The 15,938-nt window shown below is 40.4% G+C and carries 19 protein-coding genes; 16 read left to right on the top strand and 3 right to left on the bottom strand.

Annotated features, from left to right (window positions below; translation table 11 throughout):
* The first annotated feature begins 1 nt into the window (after window position 1).
* The 12 genes from HY841_03940 to HY841_03885 all read left to right on the top strand — a co-directional run bounded on the left by HY841_03940 (window position 2) and on the right by HY841_03885 (window position 11,029).
* Window positions 2-895, top strand: a complete 894-nt coding sequence (locus tag HY841_03940; protein MBI4929889.1) for a hypothetical protein — start codon at window positions 2-4, stop codon at window positions 893-895.
* Window positions 892-1,365 (top strand): N-acetylmuramoyl-L-alanine amidase, encoded by a 474-nt coding sequence (locus tag HY841_03935; protein ID MBI4929888.1) that lies wholly within the window; start codon window positions 892-894, stop codon window positions 1,363-1,365. The genes HY841_03940 and HY841_03935 overlap by 4 nt, the downstream gene beginning before the upstream one ends.
* A complete protein-coding gene (locus HY841_03930) occupies window positions 1,365-2,027 on the top strand; it encodes a hypothetical protein (GenBank protein MBI4929887.1) in 663 nt (220 codons plus the stop codon). The genes HY841_03935 and HY841_03930 overlap by 1 nt, the downstream gene beginning before the upstream one ends.
* Window positions 2,028-2,051: 24 nt before the next feature.
* Complete coding sequence (locus tag HY841_03925; protein ID MBI4929886.1) at window positions 2,052-2,252, top strand: hypothetical protein; 201 nt, start codon at window positions 2,052-2,054, stop codon at window positions 2,250-2,252.
* 15 nt (window positions 2,253-2,267) lie between these two features.
* Window positions 2,268-2,540, top strand: coding sequence for a hypothetical protein (locus HY841_03920; protein ID MBI4929885.1), 273 nt, complete (start codon window positions 2,268-2,270; stop codon window positions 2,538-2,540).
* A complete protein-coding gene (locus HY841_03915) occupies window positions 2,537-3,187 on the top strand; it encodes a hypothetical protein (GenBank protein ID MBI4929884.1) in 651 nt (216 codons plus the stop codon). The genes HY841_03920 and HY841_03915 overlap by 4 nt, the downstream gene beginning before the upstream one ends.
* 3 nt (window positions 3,188-3,190) lie before the next feature.
* Window positions 3,191-3,394 (top strand): hypothetical protein, encoded by a 204-nt coding sequence (locus HY841_03910; protein ID MBI4929883.1) that lies wholly within the window; start codon window positions 3,191-3,193, stop codon window positions 3,392-3,394.
* Window positions 3,354-4,961 carry a hypothetical protein gene (locus HY841_03905; GenBank protein MBI4929882.1) on the top strand — a complete coding sequence of 536 codons (1,608 nt, stop codon included), beginning with the start codon at window positions 3,354-3,356 and terminating at the stop codon, window positions 4,959-4,961. The genes HY841_03910 and HY841_03905 overlap by 41 nt, the downstream gene beginning before the upstream one ends.
* A 39-nt stretch (window positions 4,962-5,000) precedes the next feature.
* Entirely contained in the window at window positions 5,001-7,754 is a 2,754-nt protein-coding gene (locus tag HY841_03900; GenBank protein ID MBI4929881.1) for a DNA adenine methylase, read from the top strand.
* 65 nt (window positions 7,755-7,819) lie between these two features.
* Window positions 7,820-9,046, top strand: a complete 1,227-nt coding sequence (locus HY841_03895) for a gliding motility-associated C-terminal domain-containing protein (GenBank protein ID MBI4929880.1) — start codon at window positions 7,820-7,822, stop codon at window positions 9,044-9,046.
* 169 nt (window positions 9,047-9,215) lie between these two features.
* Window positions 9,216-10,754 (top strand): T9SS type A sorting domain-containing protein, encoded by a 1,539-nt coding sequence (locus HY841_03890; GenBank protein ID MBI4929879.1) that lies wholly within the window; start codon window positions 9,216-9,218, stop codon window positions 10,752-10,754.
* A gap of 50 nt (window positions 10,755-10,804) precedes the next feature.
* Complete coding sequence (locus HY841_03885) at window positions 10,805-11,029, top strand: SprB repeat-containing protein (protein MBI4929878.1); 225 nt, start codon at window positions 10,805-10,807, stop codon at window positions 11,027-11,029.
* Between the two features lie 59 nt (window positions 11,030-11,088).
* Here HY841_03885 and HY841_03880 read toward each other — a convergent pair whose 3' ends face one another.
* Both HY841_03880 and HY841_03875 read right to left on the bottom strand, forming a co-directional pair.
* Window positions 11,089-11,835: an ATP-binding protein gene (locus tag HY841_03880; GenBank protein ID MBI4929877.1), complete on the bottom strand. Its 747-nt coding sequence runs from the start codon at window positions 11,833-11,835 to the stop codon at window positions 11,089-11,091.
* 31 nt (window positions 11,836-11,866) lie between these two features.
* A complete protein-coding gene (locus HY841_03875) occupies window positions 11,867-12,520 on the bottom strand; it encodes a hypothetical protein (protein ID MBI4929876.1) in 654 nt (217 codons plus the stop codon).
* Window positions 12,521-12,611: 91 nt separating this feature from the next.
* Between HY841_03875 and tnpA the strand changes: the two genes are divergently transcribed.
* Window positions 12,612-13,052 (top strand): IS200/IS605 family transposase, encoded by a 441-nt coding sequence (gene tnpA / locus HY841_03870; GenBank protein MBI4929875.1) that lies wholly within the window; start codon window positions 12,612-12,614, stop codon window positions 13,050-13,052.
* On the opposite strand, the gene HY841_03865 is transcribed toward tnpA, so the two are convergent.
* Window positions 13,039-13,986, bottom strand: coding sequence for an IS21 family transposase (locus HY841_03865; protein ID MBI4929874.1), 948 nt, complete (start codon window positions 13,984-13,986; stop codon window positions 13,039-13,041). The genes tnpA and HY841_03865 overlap by 14 nt on opposite strands.
* A 341-nt stretch (window positions 13,987-14,327) precedes the next feature.
* Here HY841_03865 and HY841_03860 point away from each other — a divergent pair, with 341 nt between their 5' ends.
* Genes HY841_03860 through HY841_03850 form a run of 3 tightly spaced genes read left to right on the top strand, consistent with a single transcriptional unit; the run spans window position 14,328 to window position 15,922 of the window.
* A complete protein-coding gene (locus tag HY841_03860) occupies window positions 14,328-14,516 on the top strand; it encodes a hypothetical protein (GenBank protein ID MBI4929873.1) in 189 nt (62 codons plus the stop codon).
* Window positions 14,517-14,543: 27 nt separating this feature from the next.
* The gene (locus HY841_03855; GenBank protein ID MBI4929872.1) at window positions 14,544-14,849 is read left to right on the top strand and encodes a hypothetical protein; all 306 of its coding nucleotides are present in this window, start codon (window positions 14,544-14,546) and stop codon (window positions 14,847-14,849) included.
* Between the two features lie 14 nt (window positions 14,850-14,863).
* Complete coding sequence (locus HY841_03850; protein MBI4929871.1) at window positions 14,864-15,922, top strand: DUF1186 domain-containing protein; 1,059 nt, start codon at window positions 14,864-14,866, stop codon at window positions 15,920-15,922.
* The last annotated feature ends 16 nt before the right edge of the window (window positions 15,923-15,938 follow it).

Below are 15,938 nucleotides of genomic sequence, written 5' to 3'. Positions count from 1 at the left end.
AATGAAAAACGAAAAGACAATTAGTTCTGAGGATAAAAAGAAAAAGAAGAAACGCATTATTCTCTTCGGGCTGGGAACTGCGGTTGCCGGTATCGGGGGATATTTCGGATGGCAGTGGTGGAAAACAAGGCGTGCTAAAAAGGAAGAAGAACAGGAAGACGATTCATCGTTCAAAATTCCTTCTCCTCCTCAGCAGAGTTCTTTTCTTCCTTCTAACACTACTCCCCGCAATGATGATTTTCCTCTAAAGAAAGGGAGCAAAGGAGCGAAAGTGAAAACGCTTCAGCAGTCACTCATCGCCAAGTACGGAAAAAGAATTTTGCCCAAGTACGGTGCGGACGGAGATTTCGGAAGCGAAACAGTGAATGCGCTGAAGAAACTGAATCTGCCGGAAGAAATTGATGACAGCACCTTCAACGTGCTGACTAAAGGAAATGCCATCAACGCTTCCGAAGTAGCCAAAACGCTCTATAAAAATGCCGTGAATAAAAATCTTGCACAGGTTCTCTTCACGCTTCGGGGAATGAAAAGCAGAGAAGATTATTCTGCCGCGAGCGAAGAGTTCAAAAAATATCCGCTTCGCGGAGTAAGGCAAACCTTAGTGAATGGGCTGCTTGACAGTTTTTCAGATGACAAGCAGAAACAGCAGATACGGCTGGAGTTCTCGCGCATGGGACTGAAGTATGACGGAAGCAAATGGTCGCTTTCGGGCATTGAAGGTCCCGCTATCATCACCAACCAAAAAACAGTGGTTTGGAAAAGTCCCCGCGAAGGAATAAAAGTTCCTGCGGGTATGATTCTCGGAACAGAAATCACCGAACGGGACGGCTACACCGCTTTTGAAAACAACGGAGAAAATTTTTTAGTCGAAACAAAAACTATAAAACATCTATGAGAAACATAAAATTTATCGTGGTGCATTGCACCGCCACACCGCCTTCGGCTACGCTGGAGGCAATCAAAAAATTCTGGAAAGAAGAGCGCGGATGGGGAGACACACCGGGCTACCATTACATCATCAAGCGAAGCGGAGAAATAGTGAAGCTGCTTGCTGAAGCCCAAAAAAGTTACGGTGCATACGGGCATAATGCAGAATGCATCCACATCGCTTACATCGGGGGAGTTGATAAAGACAATAACCCCATTGACAACCGCACGGATGCACAGAAGGAATCCATGTTCCAAAAACTTTTTCAGTTATCACAGAAATATCCGCAGGCAAAGATTCTCGGACACAGGGATTTTCCTGAAGTGAAAAAAGCATGTCCGAGTTTCGATGTTAGGGAATGGCTGAAGAATTATGTTCCCGATGTTCTGACCAAGCAGAATGATGAGGGCGAAGAAGAACAAAATCTCGCTGCCTGATGCTCTCGCGCATGAAATCCATACTCCGAAGGAAAAAGTTTACGCTTCACACGCGCCCTTACGAACTCAACATCGTGGGGCTTCGTTCAAAAAGCGTTCTCGCGAATCGTTTCGATGATGAGATACATGTGTTCTACAGAACAACAAATGGTAAATGGAACTATCATATATATAAAGCAACTACTGACCCCGGCACCTACTGGCTGGAAAACCCAACCGAACCGCAGGGCACAGCCATACTCGCACAGGGGCAATACGCAGATGCGTATGAAATCGGGCTGCATAAAGGAAAGTATAAAGCCCTTGTTCAGAAAAAACCTGTAACCATTCTCCGCGATTACGACCGCAACGCTTATCTCGATTTTCTGAACGGAACGAAGCTGACGGGAGTTTTCGGGATCAACATTCACCGTGCTCTCGCACAGGGAAAAACAAAATTCATCGAAAAATTTTCCGCAGGATGCCAGGTCTTTGAAAACGCAGAGAACTTTTACGAGTTTATGGAACTCTGCGAGAGGCACCGGAAACTGTACGGAAACAACTTCACCTATACGCTGATTGACTTTAGGGCGATACGCAGGGAAAGTTTGAGAAGAATTCTCATCGGAACGCTGACGCTCGGTCTCGGGATATGGGCATACAACGAATACGATCACAATTAATAACAACCAAAAAACAAAAAACCAATGGAAACAAAAAACAGAAAAACAGAAAACAATTTCATGGAGAATATTTTCAAAATCGTTCTTCACACGATTGCCCAAACACCCGCTCCTTCTCCAAAACCACAGGGCGATGTGATCAGCATCACCAACATCAACATTGTTGTTGCGATTCAGCCCAACCGAAAGGGGTTTTTCAAATGGCTGATGGGGCTCATCTGGTAAAAAAGAATTCACCCGATGAACGAGAAAAACTTTCTGGAAGAAATTCTCAAAGACAAGGACGGAAGCTACAACCTGCGGGAAGTGGTCACGCTGGTCTTTGTAGCGATCACCATTATCAGCTGGATTGGAGAACAGTTTTTTGGAATTGTAGTTCCCGAATATATGTTCTACTCCTTTGTGAGTTTGGTGGGAGCAGGATGCTTCGGTTACTCTATTGAACGAAAAACCCGACTGCCGGACGGGCAGGCAAAATCAAACCTTAACAATCAAAACGAAAAACAACCATGAAAAAACTTATCGGCTTATTAATGATTCTTACACTGATTACCCTCAGCACCTACAACCTTGTTACGCCTGAGCAGACACCGCCTGCAAAACAGGATGTCACTAAAAAGAAAATAACAATCATTCAGAAACAAAAAGAGAAAACTGACAACGAATACCGGCAGACTGTGCATCTGCTTCTTCGGGAAAACGACAGTTTGGAATTTGCTGTGAAGTATGCTAAGGAGAAACTGAAGAAATCCAAATCAAAAGTGTTTGCGCTTCAGAATAAAATTAATGCTACGATTGAAAAACAAAAAATTGAAACCGACACCGCTTCCAAACTGGCATACTGTGATTCACTAAAATCAGAAGTGACAAATCTGCTTGTGCAATCTACAGAACGCGACAGTTTATGCGGCAGCACGATTGTCCTTCTAACTGCACAGGTTCAAAACAGGGATTCTTCTTTCAGTATTTGCGAAAAGAGTTATTCTGAAATGAAAAATCTGCTGGATAATTCACTTCAGCAGCAGAAAACCCTTGCAGATAATCTGAACGAAGCAAGCAAACAACTCCGAAAAAAAACCTTCCGGTCCCGCCTGCTTGTATGTGGAGCGATGGTCTTGACAGGATTTTTAGTTCATGATATGCTTACAGGAAAAAGATAAACCATGAAGGAAAAATTAATTGTATCCACCGCCACTCTTGTCGCATCGCTGGCAAGCTACCTCTATGCGAAGCATGCCGAGAAAGATGCCGTGCCGTTCGTAATGATCGGTGGTTTTTTCGGTGCGGTCATCGGGGAAGCCATTGCCAAAGCATTTGAAAAGGACGATGACGACAATAACAACTCGCCTGACCTTAACACAACTTAAACAGGTTAAAATCATGCACGGAGCATTGTATAGGAAAGATGCCGGACTTGGTTCTGTTCTCGAGAAAAATATTCCCGAAGTGAAAATTATTTTTAACCCTTCGGAAAAAAAGTTCCATGGTAAAGTCACCCAGCCCGGTGAAGTGGCTGAATTTGTCCGGAGAGTCATCGGCAAGGATGAAATTAATGTCCGAGAGCATGCCGTAGTGCTTTATCTCAACCGCATGAACCGCATCATCGGGTATTATCATCTCAGCACGGGAGGAGTAAGCGGAACAGTCATAGATCCCAAACTTATTTTTTCAATTGCCGTAAAATCTCTTTCAAGCGCCATCATTGTAGCGCACAATCATCCCAGCGGAAATATTTCACCAAGTGTAGCGGACAGGGAGATTACCAACAGGCTAAAACAAGCTGGAAAACTGCTCGAAGTTGATTTACTTGACCATATCATTGTTACTCCGACAGAATATTTTTCATTCGCTGATCAGGGAATGATGTACGGGTTGGACGGTATTCATAAAAAACTTATCGCAAATTCCATTCTCTGCGGAGATGTGCTGGGGGTAATGAAAGACCTTCCTGACGAAAGCATCGACTGCGTGATTACTTCACCTCCCTACTGGCAGCTCAGGGATTATGGATGGAAAGGACAATGGGGGCTGGAGCCCACCTATATGGAATACCTCGACAATCTCTACCTGCTCATGGATGAAATCAAGCGTGTGCTAAAACCGAGAGGAACAGTATGGGTGAATCTTGGCGATAGTTTTTTCGGAAGCGGAAACGGAAGCGGGCAGGATTTGAAAGAAGCGAAGAAAAATAAAATGAGAAAAGCGGAAGCTGCTCCCAAGATTGCCAACAATCACAAGAAAAATAAACTTTTGCATAAATCACTTACGTTAATTCCCCATCGCTTCGCCATCGGGTGCGCCAAGCGGGGATGGATTGTACGCAACGACATCATCTGGGCAAAACCCAATTCCCTTCCCGAAAGCGTGCGAGACCGTTTTTCAAAAAAGCACGAACATATTTTTCTGCTAGTAAAAAGGAAAGATTATTATTTCGATTTGGATGCCGTGCGCGCTCCTTACAAAGCATCTTCCATCGAGCGAGTCAATTACGACATGACGGCTTACGGAGGAGATCCAAAAAATCCAAAGGGACCTTTTGGAAAAGGAATCAAGGGAGGAGGAAAAAGAAAAAAGATAAAGCTGAACCCGCTCGGTAAGAATCCGGGAGACGTGACGGACTATTGGAGCATTTCCACCAAGCCGAATCATGAGAAACATTACGCAGCCTTTAACGGAGAACTGATTACAAAGCCCATTCTTGCCGGATGCCCGAGAAATGGAATCGTGCTGGATCCCTTTTGCGGAACAGGCACGACAGGCGTAAGAGCCATAGAACTTGGAAGAAAGTTCATCGGCATAGAAGGAAAAAAATCTTACTGCAAAATTGCTGAGAAAAATATTGAAAGAGCCCATCCCCAACCCTTCCTGAAGGGAAGGGAGATAGATTCATTAATAAAGGAACTGAAACAATTAAACTTTAATAAAGCTGCGTAATCCATTCTCCTCCCCTTCGGGGAGGTCGGGAGGGGCTGTATGAAAACACCGATCACATACTACGGGGGAAAGCAGACAATGGTGAAAATTCTATTGTCGCTTATTCCTCCGCATACATTGTATTGTGAGCCATTCTTCGGAGGAGGAGCATTATTCTTTGCCAAACCGAAATCAGAAACGGAGGTGATTAATGACAAAAACGGAGAAGTGATAAATTTTTACAAAGTGGTGCAGACAAAATTCCCTGCATTGGAAAAAGAAATCCGGTCTACGCTTCACAGCCGTGAGTTATTTAAAAACGCGAGAGTGGTGTATGAGCATCCTGATATGTTCTCCGATGTGAAACGCGGATGGGCGTTTTGGACTTTAACGAATCAGGGATTTGCCGGGATGGTAACCTCATGGGGATTTGGTAAAGACAACTCTAAGGAAGTATCGCTCGCAAGAAAAAGAAAAAACTTTTCCAAAGAATATGCAAAGCGATTACAGGCTGGATCGCGTGTTCAAGATGCACAAAATGCTGTGTTCTCTACAAACGGAGGGGTTTTCCATATAGAAAATTCCACACTTGATAGAAATTATCAGCATGTAGTCGTTCAAACATCTACTTCTGCACTTACACCTGCCACTATTCAAGGTTCGAACTTTACTTGTAGCGGATTACTCATAAGTCCTCATAGTGGAATCAGAACTATTCGCGGATTTGAAATTACAGATGTAAATGCAATCACCATAGGAATAACAGGAGCTTCAAATAAAAATTTATTTGATAATATGGATATAGGCATTCATAGCACCAATAGTAATGTCAACGTCATTAATGACTTATTTAATAACATTCAACAAACTTCTATTGTCGCAATACCCATTTGCTGCGCTTTGGGAACTTGCTCTGGCAGTCAATGTAATCCACCTCCGGTGGGATTTGCCATTCATGCTACAGGAAATCCTACAGGAAATCCAAACCGCACACTGACTGTTGGCGGTATTGTTGCAACGCAAAAATGTACCATACAGGTTTGTTCGAATGCAATATTTGCCCAGCAGAATATTAATGTGGATGTGCAAAATAATATTTTAACTAATATTAATTCTTCCTCTATTATTCCTTCCAATTCTATCAGGGTTACAACTACTAATGGAAAAACTGTATTGATAAAGGGAAACAAACTGACCAATGTCAGAAATGGTATTTTCTTTTCATCCAGTAACAACACCACAGCAACAATTTCCAATAATACCATAACAAATTTTGGTGCATCAACTTTTGGTGGTAATGCAATTCAAACGTTACAAACAAACAACTGTACCATTGATATTGGATTTAATGCGATTAATGGAGGCAATGCAAACAAACAGACAGGAATAAGAATGCAAAATGCAATCATATCTCCTGGTTCCACCTATGTTCATAATAACAATATTAAGAACATTCAAAATGGAATCTGGGGCACCAATATTCCTTCTGCCAATATCGGCAGTTTGAACAAAATATATTATCTTCCTTCGATTCCTTCTTTCATTTCATACGGCATACATTTAGAAAACACCACAGGGGCTACAATCAACCAAAATCTTGTACAGCGCAACGGCAATAATAATCCTACACCTAGTTACACTACTCAACTTTTTGGAATATCTGCCGACATCAGTCCTACTTCACAGATAACCAATAATCAAATTGACAGAACAGGAACAGGCATTCGCTGCTTTGGCAATCATCTTCCTTCTAGTACTGTTCAATGCAATATTCTTAATTTAAACCAACGAGGAGTTACCCTTGAAAATACTGATATTGGAAACCAGGGAACTACATCCTCTGCGTCAGATAATCAATGGAATGTTTTCGCTGGAAGAGATGCAGATGTAAAGGGGATTTTTAACACACAAAGGACATGGTATGTTCAAAGTTCCAGTTTGCCTTATAAACCCCAAATCATTAGTCCATTCAATACAATTCTTATACCACCACCTGTACCTTCTACTAATGCTTGCAGTAATCCTTGTTTCCTCCCTCCACAATTATGTAACTATCAGCTTTTGGGGCAAATTGCAAAAAATACTCCCCCCTTAAATCAGGCATCTTTTGAGATGCAGTTTATGGCAAAGCAAACTGCGCTGTCAGAAATAAGAAAAGATACTATACTGCTGCATTTGCTTGGCACACCGGAGGATACGGTGCTTCAGAATTTTCATGACAGCATGATGAATACCAACATGGGCAAGATACAAAAAACCCGGGAGTTTATATCCAGGAATGATTTCTCCAATGCAGCGATTGTCAATAACAGCATATCTGCTGATAACCTGATAGAACAGAATCATAAAACAGTTCATGATGTATTTCTGCGCAGTTGGGCGAATGATATTGATGCGTTTAGCCCGGCTGATTCTGCGGCTTTGCAGAATATCGCGTTGCAAAATCCTTTGTCCGGTGGCATTGGGGTTTACGATGCGCGTGTAATGCTTGGAATTGATGTAAATGATTTCGCTCCTCTGAGTGCAAGATTTTCAGAAGAGGTGGAAATGCCTGTAACTATTGATAATGTGGGCATAATGTATCCTAATCCCACATCAGATGGCGCGGTATATGAAACAGAGCTTGAAGAAAATGAAACGGGCGCATTGGAAATTTACGATGTGATAGGAAATAAAATAAGCAGTTATGTGCTTGTGCCGGGAGAAAATAAAGTTTCTGTTTCAACAACCGACATATATTCGGGAATATATTTATATAAAATAATTATTAACGGGCAACTTGAAGTGACGAACAAACTCGCAGTAACGAAATAAATCAATAAAGTAAAAGAAACAGGAAGACAGTTGTAAATTGTTTTCCTGTTTTATTTTTTTACAGGATGAAAAATGCGCTTTACATCTTACTGTATTATTTTCTTAGTGGCTTTAATAATCTCTATTCTCAAAACTTAGTTCCTAATTATAGTTTTGAGCAGTATGATACTTGCCCCAATAATGTCAGTCAAATATATTATGCCGTTCCGTGGTTTCAACCAAATAATGGAGGAGGTAATACAACAAATTCAAGCAGCACGGATTATTATAATCCATGTTCTACAAATCCTTTTGTTAGTGCTCCTCAAAATGTTGTCGGCTATCAATATGCAAGAACTGGTGTCAGTTATGCTGGATTTTCAGGATTTAATCCCGGTGGCTGGCCTCCGCTAACTGAAGGAAGAGAATACCTTGAAGTGCAGTTGGTCGATACTTTAACAGCGGGGAAAAAATATTGTGTTAGTTTTTATGTGTCATTTGGCGATCAAGCGGTTTTTGCAATTGATATGATTGGGGCATATTTTTCAAATAACAGTATATTACAAAGTGACCCTAATTATTCTAACCTCCCATTTATTCCCCAGATTAATAATTCTAAGGGAAATGTTATTTCTGATACTTTGAATTGGATATTGATTACAGATGATTTTATTGCCAACGGTGGGGAGCAGTTTATGACCATAGGAAATTTCTATCTAAATGATAGTACAACAATTGTAAATTTTCATCCAACTGGAAATGCTTATGCGAATTATTATTATATTGATGATGTTACCGTAACTCCATCAGTAACAGCAAATGCAGGGACAGATGTTTCAATTGTACAGGGGCAAAATACCACACTCAACGCAAGCGGTGGTGGTATTTATAATTGGTATCCCTCTACAGGATTAAATTGTACAACTTGTTCCACTCCGGTTACATCACCCAATACGACAACAACTTATTATGTTGTCGTGAGCGATTCTTTTGCCTGCGGTAATGATACAGATTCTGTTACTGTGTTTGTAACTCCCACGCCAGTATCTCCTGAAACAACACTTTTTTTTCCAAACGCCTTTTCACCGAATGGAGATGGACAAAATGATATGCTGTATGTCAAGGGTTCAATAAAAGAAATGCATTTAGAAATTTACAATCGCTGGGGAGAGAAAGTATTTGAAAGTAGTGAGCAAAACATGGGATGGGATGGAAAAAATGCACCAACCGCAGTTTATGTTTACTACCTCAAGGCAATAATGAATGATGGGAAAGAAATTTTTCAGAAGGGGAATATTTCGTTGATAAGATAAGCGGAAAGCATTTAAAAATTGTTTTCCTGTTTTTCTTTTACAAGATGAGAAATGTGTGTTACATACTTATTATTTTATCTTGGTTTTTGGTAATTTTAGCAAAGGAAATGCAACCTTTCCAGACAGATAGGCATCTTTACACATAAACGCGACCTTAATAACTTCCAGAATGAAAAAATATCTACTCATTTTCTCGGCAGTTTCTCTCACTTTGACAGTTGAGCAAGCACAGGCACAAGTTACTTTTCAGAGAATTTTACAGCCACCAAATGCTTTTGGAAAAGTTCTTCAAAGCAAATATCCTCCCTATGAATATATATCTTTTACATATGAAATTTTTGGTGCGTATCTGTCCAAGTACGACACAAATAATGTTTGGTTATGGACAAAAACTTATGGAACGGGGCAGTATGTGAAACCTGCTGATTGTTTACAAACCTCGGATGGTGGATTTATTATTGCTGGAGGCATATCATTGCCTTCAAACAATAATGACGGCTGTTTAATCAAAACCGATAGTAATGGGAATTTACTTTGGACAAAAGTGTATGGTGATACTTCATCATCGGAAGCGTTTGGCAGTATTTCCCAAACTAATGATGGTGGATATATACTTGCAGGCAGTATAAAAATTGGGAATGGTAATCCTGATGCGTATATTGTAAAGACAGATTCTTCAGGTAATCTATTGTGGACAAAATATTTTGGACAAACTGGAGCGAATGAGTCTCCCTATGATATTATTCAAACGAGTAACGGTGGGTTTTTACTTACAGGAAGAGACTTCTCTAATGGTAAAATGCTCGTAAGAATGGATTCTATTGGAAATATTTTATGGCACAAGGATTATGGAGCAGGCAACGCATATTCCATTATACAGACAACTAATGGTAATTTTTTACTAGCTTGTCAAGCAAGTGCTGGATTTGGTCCAGCCAGTTTAATGGAAATTGATATTAATGGTAATGTTCTCTGGTCAAAAGCATATGGAATTTCTTATGAAAATATTTATTCAATAAACAAAACAAATGATGGAGGTTACATTTGTGCTGGTGAATCTAGTTTTGGCTCTGGTGGTAGCACTTTGCTTTTAAAAGTAGACAGCATTGGCAACTTAATATTATCAAGGATATATGGCAAACAATATGGTGATTATGGTCGTGATGCTATCCAAACAAGGGACGGTGGATATTTGATTCTTGGAGATATTGATGCCTATGTTTTCCCTGGAGACCCCGCAGATGGTTATTTAATAAAAACCGATTCATTAGGTGTTAGCGGATGCAACGAAAACAATGCGCCTGTAAATGTTAATATTATTACAGTTACATCTTCAAACATTCCGCAAATTACTGGAACACTAGGAGCAATGAATACTTATTCAATAACAACTTATGCTCCATCCTATGACAGTGTTCTTTGTGCTTCTATTGTTGCAATAGAAACAATTACTTCTATAAATAATATAGTAACCATTTCACCCAACCCCTTTTCTTCCTCGACAACTTTGCAATCAGACATTCTTTTCAGAAACACAACTCTCACGGTTTACAACTCCTACGGACAACAAGTAAAACAAATAAAAAATATTTCAGGTCAGGAAATAAAATTGCAACGAGACAATTTACCAAGCGGATTGTATTTCATTCGCTTGACTGAAGGTGATAAAACTTTAGCAACGGATAAATTGATTATCGCGGATAACTGACACGCAACCTTTGACAGTTACTTTGCATCTTAACAATAAAACAAACAACAATGAAAAAATATCTACTCTTCACGACAGCCATGTGCATGGGTTGGGCGTTCAATTCATTTAGCCAATGCTCCGTAACTTTATCGACAACAAATGCACTCTGCAATGGAAACTGCGATGGCACTATGACAGCAACGCCTTTTGGCGGAACTCTTCCTTACACCTATTTGGATATTTCAGACATATTGACCCCTCTGTTTCAGAGTAAATTGACCCCCATGAGTTAACCGCTGATTTCATTACTGGCAGAGAGTGATTGTTAGTTTAAATATTTATACAAAGGTATTTATTCTTCATTTGTTTCCAAATCTGTTTTTCTTTTACGCATGGATTCGCCTTTAAGTTCGATGCGCTGTGCATCGTGAACAATGCGGTCAAGAATTGCATCGGCAATAGTTTTTTCTCCAATAATTTCATGCCACTGCTTTACCGGAACCTGTGAGGTGATGATGGTTGACGTTTTTCCGTGACGGTCCTCGATGATTTCCATCAGAGAGGATCTTCCTTGTGCATCTAAGGGCTGTATTCCAAAATCGTCAAGGATCAGTAAATCCTGTTTTTCTATTTTGAGCAGTTCACGAACGTAGGAGCCATCGGCTTTTGCCATTTTAAGTTTTCCTATAAGTTTGGCTGTATTTGCATAGACGACCTTGTAGCCGTTCATACAAGCCTGATGTCCGAGCGCAGATGCAAGATAGCTCTTGCCGACACCCGTGCTTCCTGTGACGATAATATTTTGTTTGTTCTCTATAAAAGTACAGTCAGCTAAGCGATGTACATCATTCTTTTCAATGTTCCGCTTGCTGTTGTAAATAATGCTCTCAATGCCGGCTTTGTAGCGGAACTTTGCGTTTTTCAGTCCACGTTCAACTTTCCGGTTTTGCCTGTCGTCCCATTCGGATTCTACCAGGAAGCCGACCATTTCATCGGGTGTGTACCGGTTCATTTGTCCAGCCTCGATGGTTGTGCGCAGCGCCCTGTGCATTCCGAAGAATTTCAGGTGTTTCATTTTCTCTAAGGTTTTTTCGTTCATGTGATTGTGTTTTATTGGTTACTGTTTATTTTTATTCGTAATAATTTTCTCCCCGTATGTTATCATGCAGGGGCATTTCTAACTGCGAGCTTGCAGAGGATGTTTCATTGTCATTATCCAGACCCTTTTCCAAAATGGTTTGAATGATCTTGTAGTTGTAATATTCATAATCAAGCGCACGTTGGCAGGCATTGATTAATCTTTCCTTACCTACCTTCTTTACAAAACTTAAGACACCAATGCAGGATTTATATGCCTGCTCGGGATGGTGTTTCTTTTCAAGGATACGTTCAATAAAAATCTTTACATCAGGATGGATGGATGCTGCCCAGCTGGTAAATTTTTCGGCTGACCATTCGCTTACAAAGCGGTGTGTAGAAGCCATGTGGTCCGCAACCGTGGTATAATTGAACTCACCCTTAATGCGCTGATGCAGGGCAATGCGTTCGTACTTATGGTAAATCTCAACGGATGTCTTTGTGTAAATGAGCGTCACTTTCTTTCCTATGTACGTGAAGTGTACACTGTAATAGTGTTTGTCTTCGCTCAGGCACACATGCCCGTATTTCGTTACCGTTACTACTGCTTGCCGTTTAAATTCGTAGCGGTGCATCGGCAATGCCTGCAATGTTTTCTTTTCTATTTCTTCAAATTGCTCTCTTCTGCTGTATATCCGGCCCTGCATCTGCCCGTTATTTAATTTGACTTAGAAATCCACCGTCTTTGACGGTGGTAATGTGAGTTTGGCTATGCCGTAAAGTTTGTAGATTAGTTACATGAAATACAGAAAACTGTCTCATGTAGTTTATAAATGTGATTATCATATAGTCTTTGTTCCGAAGTATCGATTTCGCATTTTGACTGGAGTGATAAAAACTTTGTTGGAGCATGACATAAAGATGTTGAGTGAATGGAAGGATGTAATTGTGGAAGAAATGAATGTGCAAATCAATCATATTCATTTGGTAGTTTCGATTCCACCCAAAATTTCTGTTTCGGAGTATATGGGGGTTTTGAAAGGAAAGTTGGCGATAAAATTGTTCAAGAGCTATCCCGCACTGAAGAAAAAACCATATTGGGGCAATCATTTCTGGACGAGAGGTTATTTTGTAAACACGATTGGAATCAATGAGGAAATGATAAAGAGGTACGTGAAGTATCAGGAAGAGGAAGAAAAGAAACACGAAAAGGATAATCATGAGTTTAAACTCTTTTAGAGTTGGTTTTAAAATAAATCCACCTGCTTCGCAGGTGGTAGTTTAATACTTCCAGCAGGGGGCGTATGTCTGCATTTAAATCGGCAAGAGAAGTACGGAGGTCTGTAGAGAGATTGGTATATATTTTATTGTACGTTATTTTCACAATGCCTTCCACTAATGATTTATCCTTGGGACGGAGGGGACGAGCGGGAAGCAATGTTGTCTGGTAATGATCTGCAAAATCCTCAAACGCTTCATTGAGGGTTGGTTCGTACTTGCTGCTTTTTGTTACGGCTGATTTTAAATTGTCCGGTACGATAGCCTGCGGCACGCCTCCAAAATAATGCAGTGCATTTTCGCAGGCAGATATAAAATCTTCCTTCTTCTGACTGTAAGTGGCTTCTACATACGTGAGCTGGCTGGAGCCAAGTATTGCAACAAACACTTCCACATCCTGTATCTCCCCGGTATGTGGATCCACTATCTGTAATTTTGCTCCGGTAAAATCAATATACATCTTGTCTCCCGCCTTATGCACCATGTGCATCACCGGATTTACTTTCTTGCGCCATGCAGAATAAGACATGCAAAACATCGTGTAACGGTATCCATCGGGATGTTTTTCTAAATATTCTTTCCAGAGTTTTTCTCTTGTAAAACCTTTTCTACGAAGTGTTTTATCTATATGAGGAAAAAACTCCCGCAGGTCTTGATACCGTTTTGATGGTTCTTTTATAAGCGGTGGTTTCCCGAAGATCTCGCTTATCTGCTGGTCGCTCATTTCGTTTATGTCCTGACACGTCAGGCGTGTTTCGCGGAACCTGTGGATGTATTTCTTCACAGTGTTGCGTGAAACGCCTGTGTGCCTGCTGATAAATTTTGCTCCTTTGCTCTGGGTGTAGAGCCGGATGATTTGTTTAATTTTGTTCATTGCGATGAGTTTGTTTGCCATGTTTTTTTTATGTGCAATGTGCAGCATAAAAAATGAATCATGGGTTTAACCACTCATCTGCATGAATAAAATCAGGGGGTCAATTTGCTCCGAAACAAGGGGGTCAGTTTGGAGCGAAACAAGGGGGTCACTTTAAAATGAAACGAGGGGGTCAATTAGTCCGTAATATCCAATAAAATGTATTTATCAAATAAAAAAGCGGAAAGAAATTCAGTTTTGGAAGCTGAATCGCAGAAAAACAAGTGGCTTATAGTAGGTTTTGGAAACCTACTAAAGTTGGGTAATGCTTGTTTTTCCTCTCTCCGCTTAAACAAATATACAAATTTCCTTTATCTTAAAAGGTGCTAAAAGAAATCAAAATTGTAGGGCTTGCAAGCGATGAAGAAGGATTTATGAAGAATGATTTTGATCTTGAAATTGAAGCCGGAGAGCATATCAGTATAATTGCCTATTCAAAATTGAGCAGCATAAAAGCTTCACAGGGAACTATTGATGCGTTCACGATTTGGAATCATTGGATAAGCAAATAAAATAACGCAACTTAAAAATAATCAACCATGTCTGAATTGGATAATACAAACGTCATCATCCGAAAATTTGAGCCGGTACTGAACGGCTTGTCTTTTCATGAACTTACCATTTTAAATAAAATGGTGGTTGACAGAATACGTACCATTCAGAAAGCAGGTGCGCTTGTATCCATGTCAAAATTCAATGTGGGAGATCGTGTTGCATGGCAGGGAAAAGACGGAATGAAGCGAACAGGAATCATTACGCGCCTCAATCATAAAACTGCTTCTGTTAAAACCGGAAATGAAGGATACTGGAATGTATCCCCGCAATTATTAACAAGAGAGAACTAAAAATAATTATCCGCATGAATCTTACATTAGACCAAATGCAGCGCAACATGATGAACTTCACGGAGCGTTGGGCAGAAGAAAACAGAAATCGCATAAGTGTAACGGTTACGCCAAAAAAAGTTGTTGAAGAAACCACAGAGCCGCCTGTTTTCATTCATCCGCAAATAAAATATCTATACGAATACGGATATGAAATCCCCTTGCAATACATAGAAGAAATAAAAGCATTGCCCCGCGAAACGCTTTTAAAAGATTTGAATGCGGTGGTGTATGACGGTATTGCCCGCTATCATCTTTTCAGCAAAAGCGACTGGGAAGATAAACACAACTGGTTTGCCCTTCACACTTTGTTCCTCCTGCGCGAACTGAAAGCAAACGAATCGTTGGAGGTGGTATTGGATTTTCTCAGCCAAAGCGAGGAGTTTCTGGAATACTGGTTAGGCGATATGTTAACCGAAGATATCTGGTCGGTAGTTGCTTTATGCGGAAGCAATAATCTGGAACGCCTCAACTCTTTTATGAAAGAAACAGGACGCTATACATGGGCAAGAACTGCCGTGCATGAAGCGGTAAACCAACTTGCGCTGCATGAAATGATTCCGAAACAGGATGCGGTTGATTGGGTGCGTAAGTTGATCCAATTCTATATTGACAATCGCCAAATAGAAAATCTGATTGATTCTGATATGAACGGCTCACTGATTGGTGTCTGCCTCGATTTGCAGGCAACAGAATTACTACCGTTGATTAAGCAAATGCTGGATGACAATATAGCCAATAAAAATTATGCGGGTGACTATGAAGAGGTGCAAAAGGAAATAAATCGTACCCGCAGCCATGCTAAAAGAGAAATTGAAACTATTGAACAGGCATACGGAGATATATTGAAAAGAATTGAGAAAGATAATCGTGATAATGACAGCGATGAATCATACAACGATGAAAATGAATATGACGACTACGAGGAAATAACTCAGCCAGTTCCTATTCAAAGAAGCGAACAGAAACTTGGAAGAAACGACCGTTGTTTTTGCGGCAGCGGAATAAAATACAAAAAGTGTCACGGGAAATGACATTATACGCCTTAAA

Source organism: Bacteroidota bacterium, assembly GCA_016213405.1.
GTDB lineage: Bacteria > Bacteroidota > Bacteroidia > Palsa-948 > Palsa-948 > Palsa-948.
Note: the sequence above shows the minus strand (reverse complement) of the source record. Positions and strands in the feature narration are given on the sequence as shown.

Excerpts from the sequence above, each read along its gene's own strand:
- HY841_03900 (MBI4929881.1), top strand. The coding sequence starts at position 5,001 with ATGAAAACACCGATCACATACTACGGGGGAAAGCAGACAATGGTGAAA.
- HY841_03925 (MBI4929886.1), top strand. The coding sequence starts at position 2,052 with ATGGAAACAAAAAACAGAAAAACAGAAAACAATTTCATGGAGAATATT.
- tnpA (MBI4929875.1), top strand. The coding sequence starts at position 12,612 with ATGAAATACAGAAAACTGTCTCATGTAGTTTATAAATGTGATTATCAT.
- HY841_03865 (MBI4929874.1), bottom strand. The coding sequence starts at position 13,986 with ATGGCAAACAAACTCATCGCAATGAACAAAATTAAACAAATCATCCGG.
- HY841_03885 (MBI4929878.1), top strand. The coding sequence starts at position 10,805 with ATGAAAAAATATCTACTCTTCACGACAGCCATGTGCATGGGTTGGGCG.
- HY841_03850 (MBI4929871.1), top strand. The coding sequence starts at position 14,864 with ATGAATCTTACATTAGACCAAATGCAGCGCAACATGATGAACTTCACG.
- HY841_03905 (MBI4929882.1), top strand. The coding sequence starts at position 3,354 with ATGACGACAATAACAACTCGCCTGACCTTAACACAACTTAAACAGGTT.
- HY841_03940 (MBI4929889.1), top strand. The coding sequence starts at position 2 with ATGAAAAACGAAAAGACAATTAGTTCTGAGGATAAAAAGAAAAAGAAG.
- HY841_03875 (MBI4929876.1), bottom strand. The coding sequence starts at position 12,520 with ATGCAGGGCCGGATATACAGCAGAAGAGAGCAATTTGAAGAAATAGAA.
- HY841_03930 (MBI4929887.1), top strand. The coding sequence starts at position 1,365 with ATGCTCTCGCGCATGAAATCCATACTCCGAAGGAAAAAGTTTACGCTT.
- HY841_03880 (MBI4929877.1), bottom strand. The coding sequence starts at position 11,835 with ATGAACGAAAAAACCTTAGAGAAAATGAAACACCTGAAATTCTTCGGA.
- HY841_03890 (MBI4929879.1), top strand. The coding sequence starts at position 9,216 with ATGAAAAAATATCTACTCATTTTCTCGGCAGTTTCTCTCACTTTGACA.
- HY841_03910 (MBI4929883.1), top strand. The coding sequence starts at position 3,191 with ATGAAGGAAAAATTAATTGTATCCACCGCCACTCTTGTCGCATCGCTG.
- HY841_03935 (MBI4929888.1), top strand. The coding sequence starts at position 892 with ATGAGAAACATAAAATTTATCGTGGTGCATTGCACCGCCACACCGCCT.
- HY841_03920 (MBI4929885.1), top strand. The coding sequence starts at position 2,268 with ATGAACGAGAAAAACTTTCTGGAAGAAATTCTCAAAGACAAGGACGGA.
- HY841_03855 (MBI4929872.1), top strand. The coding sequence starts at position 14,544 with ATGTCTGAATTGGATAATACAAACGTCATCATCCGAAAATTTGAGCCG.
- HY841_03915 (MBI4929884.1), top strand. The coding sequence starts at position 2,537 with ATGAAAAAACTTATCGGCTTATTAATGATTCTTACACTGATTACCCTC.
- HY841_03895 (MBI4929880.1), top strand. The coding sequence starts at position 7,820 with ATGAAAAATGCGCTTTACATCTTACTGTATTATTTTCTTAGTGGCTTT.